Source organism: Nostoc flagelliforme FACHB-838 (genome assembly GCF_014698065.1).
Classification (GTDB): Bacteria; Cyanobacteriota; Cyanobacteriia; order Cyanobacteriales; family Nostocaceae; genus Nostoc; species Nostoc flagelliforme_B.
The window spans coordinates 1-8,718 of record NZ_JACJSI010000245.1; the positions used below are offsets into that span (position 1 = coordinate 1).

Sequence of the window (8,718 nt, forward strand, 5' to 3'; positions counted from 1 at the left end):
GTAGTGTTTTGCAACTGTTATCTAGCCGCCTCAATTATTAGTGAACACCTTTGCAGACTACACTTTCAGGCTGTTATTTGGCTATTCTGTTTGTGAAATGAGCGAACCGACCGTTATATTCACTATGCCTTAGCTGTTCGTCTAAGGGCAACTGGTGCAGTTGATGTGTTATTCCCTGAGCGCAACAATTGGATTCCTTATGCACAAGCGGGGATTGCCCTGGGACAAATTTTCTCACGGGTACGGTGCGATCGCAATTACAAAACAGTTCAGTTAAAGGGAATAGAGCTTGCAAAGTTTGCGGCGGATGTACTAACACAAGTAAGCGAAAAACCTACCCTTGTCTTAATCGAAGCCGATGTATGGCGTAATGAACGTGGTGAAGAAAACGGAGGTCAAGCTTGGTTCCAGCTAAAAAATGAATATCTTCTTGCAAAACGGGATATCTTAGACTTCCAACACGTTCCCGGTCATACTTGTGTATATCCTCGTGACCATAACCAACTTAGGAACCTGCTGGGAGTAATTCGCTTCCGAACTGGCAACGAGACAACTCAATACATCACCAATCGACAAGCTTGGAATGAAAATTCTCCAGCACGAGATTTAATTCGCTTAAGTGGTTTTTACGATACTTCTGTACCTGAGTTGCTCCATTACTTCTCTATTGGAAAATTACCGAAAACACAAAAAGCTCAAGATACACCAACAGCACGCGAACTCTATATGCTCGATTCTCAAAATGACGAATACGGTGTAAATATTCCATTCAAGCACCAGCAGATGTTAGAAATGCTTCCCTTCTTCATTCGTTCAGATTTCCAAAAAACAGAAGAAAGCGTAAAATCAATTTGCCGAGTGCCGCACTACTTACGAATCTCACCAGCATGGTCTATGGGTAATATTCATTTACCATATCCAATGCATTTAGGCAAACAACTAATCAAAGATCACTTATGTATTCTTGGTGTAGAAGTTTGAATTTCTCATCTATGAGCAAATTATACATATTGCTTTTGTCTATACAGATAGACTTTTAAGTATTTGAGGATTAGCCTAATGCTACTTGGCATAGATTTAGGAACAGGCTCTGCTAAGGCATTGCTCCTAGCGACAGACGGAACCGCTATCGGTGAAGCATCAAGCTCATATCCAGTTCATGCACCTCACCCCGGATGGGCTGAGTCAGAGCCAAGGGATTGGTGGTTAGCTGTTGCCTCATCTGTTAGGAAGGCGGTAGGAAATCACGCTGATCGGGTACAGGCGATCGCATTTTCAGGACAGATGCATGGTGTTGTTCTAACAGATGAGTCGGGTGAGCCACTGCGTTCTGCTATCCTCTGGGCAGATACTCGCTCTAGTGCCACGCTTAACACTTATCATTCGCTTGATGCCGCTATTCTAGAGCGATTGGGCAACCCGATTACAGCTGGAATGGCTGGCTCAACTTTGCTGTGGCTACGAGAACATGAGCCTACCATCTACGCCCAAGCGCGTTGGGCACTTCAGCCAAAAGATTGGCTACGGTTACGGTTGACTGGAGAAGTTGCAACCGAACCATCTGACGCTAGTGGTACTTTGCTTTACGATGTTGTGTCAGACAACTGGGCATGGGATGCAATTTCAGCCCTAAATCTGCGTTGGGATTGGTTGCCAAAAATTATCCCCTCTAGTGCGATCGCAGGTTACTTAACGGCTAGTGCTTCAGAACATCTTGGCTTAAGAGTTGGCTTAAGAGCGATCGCTGGTGCTGCGGATACAGCAGCAGCAGCACTTGGTAACGGACTACTAGAGCCTGGTTTGGTTCAACTAACCATAGGCACAGGCGCTCAAATCATTACACCTCGCTCTCAACCAATTCTCGATCCTCATGGTCGTACACATCTATATCGAGCTGCCGTACCTAACGGGTGGTACACTCTTGCTGCAATGCAAAATGCCGGATTAGCGCTTGAGTGGGCGCGAGGTATCCTCGGCTTGAGTTGGGAGCAAGTCTATACTAAAGCGTTTTCTGTTCCTCCAGGATGTGAAGGGTTGACATTTTTGCCATACCTCACGGGTGAGCGAACTCCACACCTTGATCCTTATGTACGTGGGGCATGGGTGGGGCTTGGACTTCATCACACACAGGCACACCTGATGCGATCGGCTTTAGAGGGAGTTGCTTTTTCCTTGCGACAAGGTTTTGAAGCACTTGAGGCAACAGGTTTTAAAGCAACACAACTGCGTTTAGCAGGCGGTGGAACCGTAGAAATGCCTTGGAAACAATTACTGAGTGATGTATTGAAAATACCCCTCTATACAAGTACAGTTGCTGCTGTTTCCGCGCGTGGTGCTGCTTTACTGGCGGGTATAGGCATTGGTGTATATGCAGATGCTAATGACGCAAGCAAACTGGCAGCCACACCAACGCTTGCTGCAACTCCCCAATCAATTGATTCAGCCCTAGAAGAGGCTTGGATACGATATCAATCCCTTTATCCACGACTTTCAAAGAAGCTGGACTATAAAAAGTAACAGTGTTAACATCTGAGGCACTCAGGATATTTTTTAGTACTGAAATATGTAACTTTAAATTAAAGTCTATTTCTTGATTTTGTTTCAGGTAACAAATGGGTATACCCAAATTTAGTTAATATTAATTAGCTAAAGTAAATTTATCTTATTAGAATATTAATGTTTTATTCTTACCGTTTGCGACTGCCGTTAAAATATTTCAATATATTCATTTCAGGAGTAACTTTTATTTTATTTTTATGGTTAACTCCTGTAGTTGCTCAAGCATTAACAAAAGCTCCGGTAATTTTGGATGGGCAACAGATTTTTCAGATCAGCGATTCTGGGCAGTATAGCGCTCAAGAACGGACAAATTTAATCAATTCACAGCTAAAGAATGCGATTCAAACTTCTGAATCTATTCAAGTTAAAATTGAAAAACGTAACCAGCTACCTACTATTTTGCTAAATGACCGCTATCTATTAACAGTGACGGAACAAGATACTGTTCCAGGTAGCACAGTTGATGAGCAGGCAAAGATTTGGGCACAACAAATTGAAGAAGCGTTACAGCAAGCTAACTTAGAGCGAACTAGAACATATCTCCAACAAACAACTTTTGTAGCAGTAGCAATTTTACTTATAACTGCCGGATTGAGTTGGCTATTGGGATGGATTAGGCATCACTTTTTTCGAGTAGTATCACAACGCTTAACTACTAATAGCAATGCGATACCTAATTCGGAACCACTTAAAGTATTGGAATTATTTTTTAAATTAGTGTTGGCGAGTATGCGTATCGGACTTTGGATAAGTGCGATTCTTTACATCACTAATCTCTTTCCTTTCACTCGTCAATGGAGTTACCAAATTTCAAATATCCTAATCACCAGTTTCACCTCACCTATTCTGACATTAGGCAAGAATCCTTACTCTCTTACCGAATTAATAATTTTGATTGGTTTGTTGTTCGGCTTAGTTATCTTTGCTGGAACTATAACCAATTTTTTACGTTCTCGTATTCTCTATTTAACTGGAATCAATCGTGGCGCTCAAGAAGCAATTGTAATACTTTTTAAATATGGTCTGATTTTTATTGGCACACTGGTACTGCTACAAATCTGGGGGCTTGACATTAGCTCTTTGACAATCTTAGCAAGTGCTTTAAGCGTTGGAATTGGCTTTGGTTTACAGGATATTGCTAAGAATTTTGGCAGTGGTTTAGTACTAGTATTTGAGCGTCCGATTCAAATTGGAGATTTTGTGGAAGTTGGAGAATATACAGGTACTGTCGAGCGAATAGGTGCCAGAAGTACCGAGATTCGTACTCTTGACCACGTTTCCATCATTGTACCTAACTCTCGCTTCTTGGAAAAAGAAGTAATCAACTGGAGCCACCGCAACCCAATTTCTCGCCTTCATCTCCCCGTTGGCGTTGCTTATAGTTCAGATCCCAAAACCGTGCAAGATGCTCTGTTAGAGGCAGCCTCAAAGCATCCCAATGTCTTGCAGACTCCTTCTCCTCTAGTACTGTTTAAAGAGTTCGGCAACAACACCTTAAATTTTGAGTTATTAGTTTGGACTGCGGAACCTAATAAACAATTTTTGCTCAAAAGTGATTTATACTACAATATTTACGAAATATTACAGCAAAGACAAATTGAAATTCCTTTTGCTCAGTTAGATTTACACATGCGTTCTGGTACGTTGGAATTTACGCCAGAAATGCAATTAGCTTTAATGCAGATGGTTAAACGATTATCAAACAATGAGTAACACATAGAGCCAATCTAATGTAAATGAAACATTGCTGCCTGTGCTGATAAATTAAAAGGGTTATGCTGCAACAGTTGACATCAAATGATAGCCAATGATTAACAAAATCTATCTGATGTTGTTGCATTAGGCTTAGAGGTTGTTTGAAAAGTAGTTAGCTGTGATTTTAGGCACTTGTTGATCCCCCCTAACCCCCCTTAAAAAGGGGGGAACCGGAATCAAAGTCCCCCTTTTTAAGGGGGATTTAGGGGAATCTATAACGTTTTGCTACCAACAAGAGGACTTTTCAAACATCCTCTTAGAATTCATTTAATAGTTATACACCTGATTGCCTACTAAGAAAAATCCCCCGAACGGTCGGGGGCTAATAAGTCAAAAGATAATATCAAACTTAATAGTTGCAATGCTAGCGCTCACATCGGGGTGCAGAAACCTTTCAAAAGTTTGAATCTCCTTTAAAAAAAGATTGTGATAACTAACACAAACTAACGCCCCAATAACGCTTAATCCTTTTCATGCTCGTCTTGTGCTTCTTGTGGTCGTTCTGTAGCAGCAGGATTAACCACAGTTCCTTGAGCATCGAATGGGTAGCCCGCAGCTTCAGGAAGAATATCCTGCGGGTCTACTGTCACGTCGGTAGCAGTATCAATCTGTCCATTATCATGGGTGTGTTTGATCGAACCGCTTTTATGGCTGGCATGACCGCTTGGCATAAGTTTATCCTTAATTAGTGAGGGAATACACCCGATTTTAAATTTATTTAATATCCTATTCCCCTATCTTGAGGTTTAAATTAAATCTATGATTTATCCCTAGCAATCACCTTTTGTAAATTTCCCAAAAAACGCTATTTATCATACGCATAAGGCATCGTAAAACTTTTTGCTCTACTGACAGACGTATCGTTGTGTACTTCACCTTCCTTGAAATCTGCTGTAAATTACTTATTTCGGTGCAATACCATCTGTCTGTAGGTTGAAGCATATCGTTAAGAGTGCAAAGTATTCTCTAATATAATTGAATAAAAACTTATCTGCTTACAATAAAAACGACTCTGTAGGATTTAGGTTTTACATTTTACCAATTGAATTAATAGGTACAAAATGGACGTATCACAGATTAAAGAACATCTCCCAGTTTATGCAGAAGGCCCAGGCGGGTTATCAGGAGCATCTGACACGCATATTGGAAATATAGACTCTGTGGAGGAAGGCAAGTATATCAAATTGACGAAGAATAATGCTCCTGATGGGCAACACCACTGGTTTCCTATTGAGTGGGTAAGGGCAGTAGATGAACGAGCGGTTTATTTGAAAAAAACAGTGAATGAAGTGATAGAAGAATTGCTCAGTGAGCAGCCTAGTGGTGTTTAAAATTTTTAGTTGTTGAGTGGATAGCGCTGCACCATCTTTGACCAAGGTGGCGCTTTCTCATCTAGCATATAGATCACACTCCCTGCAATCAGTATCTTCTGTCCCCTATCCCACCAACTAACCCAAATGGCTAATAAAGAGCTAGAAGCGCTCAAAAAACTAGCTTTTGACCAATCTGAGCGCGGTTCAAAACAGCCGTTGTCACCACTAAACTCCAAGGCTAGCTTACCCAAAGAAAAGCCTAAGCCAACTATGAACTGGTGGTTTCTAAAGATAGCATCTATTACAGGATTATTATATTTACTTTTTATCGTACTTTCTCCTACCCCAACTCCTCAAGAAAACCGTAGAATTGGGAATACAGAAGTTATTATATTTAGTTTAATTTTGCTGTTTAACTCAGGTCTGCTAGATAGTATAGATGATATCTCAATTTCAGGGACGGGAATTGCACTCAGGAGACTCAAGCAAGAAGTTCGGGATGATATCAATAAATTGCAAGATGAGCAAATCGCCGAACTAAATAGACAACAAAGGCGAATTGACTTGCTTCAGGAGCAACAATCAGCAACATTGCAATTTCTAGTTAGATATCTGATTGATGGCAATGAGCTTCGACATTTGATTAAGCTTGATTCCCAAGAAGAATTTAACTTTGAATTTGACAATGATTTAGCAAGGGAACTGAAGCATCTTCGAGCAATGGGATTTATAAATAATTTTCTGGATAAAGGGATTGGAAAAGTTCAACAAGATGGGAAGGGAGATTTAAAAAACTATTTTCATATTACAGAAGAAGGTAAATCGTATTTAGCTTTGAGAAAAACTTTAGGAATCAATGAAATACCTGGACAGGGTAAAGATGGACGATGGCATAGAGACATTAGGGACACTTCAGCAAAAATAAACTAGCAAATTAAATATCTGACAGTTTTTATAAATTGCCATAAATCAATACCTTAGCTAAAAAAAGTAGTCTAGTTTTTGCCCAAATAGATCAACATAAGACTATGCTTGATTATTAGGTAAAACATAAAACCCTACTAAATGAAGCTGAGGCGATGTTTGTTCTTTGCCTTGGTTTTAGCTCAATTTGTAAATACTTTGCTCACATTAAAAAGATTTTAGATAACTATGTCAATTCAAAAACCCATTGAGCTTAATCAAGGATGTTTCCTTAATCCCACAGATCAAAAGATAGTTGTCAATTTAGCCAGTGAAGAAATTTTAAGTTTAGTTACGCAAGAATTAAAAACTCGCTACTCGCCAGAAACTCAGAAAAAAGCCCTTGAAGAGAGTTCTCAGTTGTTGCCTGGTTTTGTACTTCAAGAATTATTAAAGCGCCAAGATCAGGTAGTAAACGTTAACCCAGACACCTTAATAGTGGTTAGCTGTCAAATACCAGAGGCAGAGGTCGATGATTTGGGATTTGATTTAAATGTCGAAGCATATTTTGTAATTGCAGATACAACAGGCCGAAATCATTTCCGGGCTAATAAGATAGTTCTTTGGTCGAATATATGGGGTGATGAAGAACAGATTTTTGATTTAGAAGATGAACTAGGTGAACAATTCTGGACAAATTATCAAATCCAGTTGCTTTTTGATGAAAAAGAGCAGCAAACAATTGAACTGGAAGTATCACAAACAGATGATTATGCAGCGAGGTTAGAATTTTATCCATCACTGAAAATATTTTCACCATCTATAATTCCTTTTACGATTGATGACTTTTAAAATCAGCTAGTATCCGTACTGACTTCAATATCATTATTTGTGAAACTTAATGATATTACTTTGTGCTGCGGCTATTTCTTCAAAATCTTGTTTTTAAAGTTATTATGTATCGTTACTTACATTTTAAATTAACTTACTTCTTATTTAAGTACAATTAAAATTAACTATTTGGATTGAGGTTTTCATAGTAGATATATTATTAACTAAGAATATGTAGGCTTTAGCGATCGCTAATTATGTAGTTTGTAAATAGCCATTGCACAGATACGTCTATAAATCGCTATACAGGACGAAATATAAACTGATTGATTTGAGCAGTAAAAAGTTAGCTTGTGACGTGACTCGCTAACGCATAGCTTTCCGACAGGAGAAGACATCGAAGTATTTTCAGTAATTCATAATTATAACAAAAAACTCAAGTCTTTTATTTGAACAAAAACGGGATGTTAGCCGATGAACGTAGAAGAACTCAGGCAACTGTATGCCACAGGAGAGAGAGACTTTAGTGTCGCTGACTTGAGGGGCGCAGTTTTAGAAAACATTAATCTTAGTGGTGCAATCCTACATGGAGCGATGCTGGATGAAGCAAACTTACAACAGGCAAATCTCAGTCGGGCTGACTTAAGCGGGGCTACCCTCAATGGTGCAGATTTAACAGGAGCTAATTTAAGCAAAGCCAATTTGAGTAATGCAATTCTTGATAATGCAATATTAGAAGGTGCAATTCTTGATGAAGCCGTTTTAAATCAGGCTAATCTTAAAGCTGCTAACTTGGAGCAGGCGATTCTTAGTCACGCTGACATCCGTGAAGCTGATTTGAGTGAAGCTAATTTGGAAGCAGCAGATTTGAGCGGGGCAGATTTAGCGATCGCGGATTTGCATCAGGCAAATCTGCATCAAGCTGCATTAGAAAGAAGCAATCTCACCGGAGCGAATCTAGAAGATGCCAATTTAGAGGGGACTATTTTAGAGGGTGGCGACAACAATTTAGCAACCTAAGTTCTGTTAAAGGCTGAGTAAATAGATGAAGAGGAAATCACAAAGTTTTTGAGAAACCCTCCCACATTATTTGAGCAAAACACCTGTCACCGGAAAAAGCAAGTCGTCTTCAGGGTTTGAGCAGAGATAATTACAGAATTAATGGAATCAGGGTTCAATATTGAATTAGTACTGGCTGATGGTTTATATGGTGAAAGTAGCCAATTCATTAGAAAAATTGATGAATATAACTTAGGCTATGTGGTGTCAATTAGAAGTAATCATGGAGTCTGGCTACCAGCAGAGCAAAGGGTTAGGGCAAATAAGTGGTGTAAATTTAAGAGAACATTTAGCAATC

At 39.5% G+C, this 8,718-nt stretch carries 8 protein-coding genes and 1 pseudogene; 8 read left to right on the plus strand and 1 reads right to left on the minus strand.

Annotated features, from left to right (window positions below; translation table 11 throughout):
* The first annotated feature begins 117 nt into the window (after positions 1-117).
* From H6G97_RS39185 to H6G97_RS39195, 3 genes are all read left to right on the plus strand, one after another.
* A complete protein-coding gene (locus tag H6G97_RS39185) occupies positions 118-981 on the plus strand; it encodes an RNaseH domain-containing protein (protein WP_338421941.1) in 864 nt (287 codons plus the stop codon).
* A gap of 78 nt (positions 982-1,059) precedes the next feature.
* Complete coding sequence (gene xylB, locus H6G97_RS39190) at positions 1,060-2,517, plus strand: xylulokinase (RefSeq protein ID WP_190946045.1); 1,458 nt, start codon at positions 1,060-1,062, stop codon at positions 2,515-2,517.
* Positions 2,518-2,676: 159 nt separating this feature from the next.
* Positions 2,677-4,272, plus strand: coding sequence for a mechanosensitive ion channel family protein (locus tag H6G97_RS39195; protein ID WP_190946046.1), 1,596 nt, complete (start codon positions 2,677-2,679; stop codon positions 4,270-4,272).
* A 503-nt stretch (positions 4,273-4,775) separates the two neighbouring features.
* On the opposite strand, the gene H6G97_RS39200 is transcribed toward H6G97_RS39195, so the two are convergent.
* Complete coding sequence (locus tag H6G97_RS39200; protein ID WP_190946047.1) at positions 4,776-4,985, minus strand: hypothetical protein; 210 nt, start codon at positions 4,983-4,985, stop codon at positions 4,776-4,778.
* Positions 4,986-5,375: 390 nt separating this feature from the next.
* On the opposite strand from H6G97_RS39200, the gene H6G97_RS39205 reads away from it, so the two are divergent.
* The 5 genes and pseudogenes from H6G97_RS39205 to H6G97_RS39225 all read left to right on the plus strand — a co-directional run.
* A complete protein-coding gene (locus tag H6G97_RS39205; RefSeq protein WP_190946048.1) occupies positions 5,376-5,645 on the plus strand; it encodes a DUF2171 domain-containing protein in 270 nt (89 codons plus the stop codon).
* A 126-nt stretch (positions 5,646-5,771) separates the two neighbouring features.
* On the plus strand, positions 5,772-6,557 hold the full coding sequence (locus tag H6G97_RS39210) for a hypothetical protein (protein WP_190946049.1): 786 nt from the start codon (positions 5,772-5,774) through the stop codon (positions 6,555-6,557).
* Positions 6,558-6,779: 222 nt separating this feature from the next.
* Complete coding sequence (locus H6G97_RS39215) at positions 6,780-7,382, plus strand: hypothetical protein (protein WP_242055868.1); 603 nt, start codon at positions 6,780-6,782, stop codon at positions 7,380-7,382.
* A 453-nt stretch (positions 7,383-7,835) separates the two neighbouring features.
* A complete protein-coding gene (locus H6G97_RS39220; protein ID WP_190946050.1) occupies positions 7,836-8,381 on the plus strand; it encodes a pentapeptide repeat-containing protein in 546 nt (181 codons plus the stop codon).
* 120 nt (positions 8,382-8,501) lie between these two features.
* Positions 8,502-8,718 (plus strand): annotated as a pseudogene (locus tag H6G97_RS39225) (transposase); the annotation flags it as partial.

Coding starts and splice junctions, on each gene's coding strand:
- xylB (WP_190946045.1), top strand. CDS start 1,060: ATGCTACTTGGCATAGATTTAGGAACAGGCTCTGCTAAGGCATTGCTC.
- H6G97_RS39195 (WP_190946046.1), top strand. CDS start 2,677: ATGTTTTATTCTTACCGTTTGCGACTGCCGTTAAAATATTTCAATATA.
- H6G97_RS39200 (WP_190946047.1), bottom strand. CDS start 4,985: ATGCCAAGCGGTCATGCCAGCCATAAAAGCGGTTCGATCAAACACACC.
- H6G97_RS39205 (WP_190946048.1), top strand. CDS start 5,376: ATGGACGTATCACAGATTAAAGAACATCTCCCAGTTTATGCAGAAGGC.
- H6G97_RS39210 (WP_190946049.1), top strand. CDS start 5,772: ATGGCTAATAAAGAGCTAGAAGCGCTCAAAAAACTAGCTTTTGACCAA.
- H6G97_RS39215 (WP_242055868.1), top strand. CDS start 6,780: ATGTCAATTCAAAAACCCATTGAGCTTAATCAAGGATGTTTCCTTAAT.
- H6G97_RS39220 (WP_190946050.1), top strand. CDS start 7,836: ATGAACGTAGAAGAACTCAGGCAACTGTATGCCACAGGAGAGAGAGAC.